3 protein-coding genes are annotated in these 1,902 nt (G+C 70.5%); 2 read left to right on the top strand and 1 reads right to left on the bottom strand.

From position 1 onward, the window contains the following. Positions 1 to 73 precede the first annotated feature (73 nt). Complete coding sequence (locus R6V09_RS52075) at positions 74 to 259, bottom strand: hypothetical protein (RefSeq protein ID WP_317888393.1); 186 nt, start codon at positions 257 to 259, stop codon at positions 74 to 76. A 186-nt stretch (positions 260 to 445) separates the two neighbouring features. Between R6V09_RS52075 and R6V09_RS52070 the strand changes: the two genes are divergently transcribed. Next, positions 446 to 931 carry a TrkA C-terminal domain-containing protein gene (locus R6V09_RS52070; protein ID WP_317888392.1) on the top strand — a complete coding sequence of 162 codons (486 nt, stop codon included), beginning with the start codon at positions 446 to 448 and terminating at the stop codon, positions 929 to 931. Between the two features lie 5 nt (positions 932 to 936). Continuing rightward, a partial coding sequence (locus tag R6V09_RS52065) for a cation:proton antiporter (protein ID WP_317888391.1) occupies positions 937 to 1,902 on the top strand: 966 nt, incomplete at its 3' end.

Raw genomic sequence — 1,902 nt, 5'->3', positions numbered from 1 at the left:
TACAGCACGGTAAGGCCGATCCCGCGCACCGCCCGCTCGGAGACGCTGGTGGTGCTCCGCTGTACGGCGCCGGTCATCGACGTTTCCGCTCGAACGCGTCCCGTATGCCCCGGACACTGCCGCCGCCCTCGGCCCAGCGGCCCGCCGCCCAGCCCAGGGCGCCCAGCGCGGCCACGAGCAGGAACGCGCCGAACCCGCCGAACCAGCCCGCGAACGCCAGGGCCATGCCCGCGATCATTCCTACGAACGGTGTGCTCATGCCCGTCCACCTCTCACCCGGATCCCCTTCTGCCCGTGCTGGGGCGCGCTACTCCACGCGGGGTCCGTCCGTGCTCGTGGAGTCCTCGTCGGCGGGTAGGCAGACGTCGGAATGGTCAAGAGATATTAAAGCAAGGTCAAGAACGTGTAAGGTTCACGGAGATCCGCGAGGGACAGGGGACACGTCATGGGCACTCCACGCGTGAGCAGTACGCCGTTGCCGGGGATCGGTGTCCGCTACGACCTGACGACACGTGAGCAACGCCGTGTCTCGGTGGTCGCGCACCGGGACGGCGAGCGGACCTTGAATGCGTACCGCCCGGACGATCCGGACGCCTGCGCCCTGTCCGTACGGCTGACCACCGCGGAGACGGCCGCGCTCGTCGACGCGCTGCTGCCCGAACACCACAGCCCGAACCTGCTGTCCACCACCGAACTGGGGCTCGTCGCCGAACGCGTCCAGTTGTCGGCGCTCTCGTACTGGAACGGGCGGGTGCTGGGCGAGACCAGGATGCGCACCGAGACCGGTGTCTCGATCGTGGCCGTGCTGCGCCGGGCCGAGGCCGTCCCCTCCCCGACGCCGGACTTCCGGCTGGCCGGCGGGGACACCCTGATCGTGATCGGCACCCGCGAGGGCGTCGAGTCGGCCGCCGCGATACTCGGGCGGGAGTGACCGCGATGCACTCCTCCGCGAGGTTCCTGATCGAGTTCGGCGCGATCATCCTGGCCCTGGGACTGCTGGGCCGGTTCGCCGCACGCTTCCAGTTCTCCCCGATACCGCTCTATCTGCTGGCCGGGCTCGCCTTCGGCGAGGGCGGACTGCTGCCGCTGGGCACCAGCGAGGAGTTCGTCGCCATCGGCGCCGAGATCGGCGTCATCCTGCTGCTGTTGATGCTCGGCCTGGAGTACACGGCCAGCGATCTCGTCTCCAACCTCAAGACCCAGTACAGCGCGGGTCTCGTCGACGCCGCCCTGAACGCGCTGCCCGGTGCCACGATGGCTCTGCTGCTCGGCTGGGGACCGGTCGCCGCGGTGGTGCTGGCCGGGGTCACGTGGATCTCCTCCTCCGGCGTCATCGCCAAGGTCCTCGGCGACCTGGGCCGTCTAGGCAACCGCGAGACCCCCGTCATCCTGAGCATCCTCGTCCTCGAAGACCTCTCGATGGCCGTCTACCTCCCGATCGTCACCGCACTCCTCGCCGGCACGGGCCTCGCCTCGGGCAGCCTCACGCTGGTCGTCGCCCTCGGCGCCGCGGCCCTGGTGCTGCTCGTCGCCGTGCGCTACGGCCGCCACATCTCCCGCTTCGTCTCCAGCGACGACCCCGAGAAACTGCTGCTGGTCGTCCTGGGCCTGACCCTGTTGGTCGCCGGACTCGCCCAGCAGCTCCAGGTCTCCGCCGCCGTGGGCGCGTTCCTGGTCGGCATCGCACTGTCCGGAGAGGCCGCGGAGGGCGCGCACAGCCTGCTCTCGCCGCTGCGGGACCTGTTCGCCGCAGTGTTCTTCGTCTTCTTCGGCCTGCACACCGACCCCGCGAGCATCCCGCCCGTCCTGCTGCCCGCGCTCGCCCTGGCGGTGGTCACCGCCGGCACGAAGATCGCCACGGGGTACTGGGCGGCCCGGCGCGCGGGCATCTCCGCCAAGGGC

This window comes from Streptomyces sp. W16 (genome assembly GCF_033194735.1).
Classification (GTDB): Bacteria; Actinomycetota; Actinomycetes; order Streptomycetales; family Streptomycetaceae; genus Streptomyces.
Note: the sequence above shows the minus strand (reverse complement) of the source record. Positions and strands in the feature narration are given on the sequence as shown.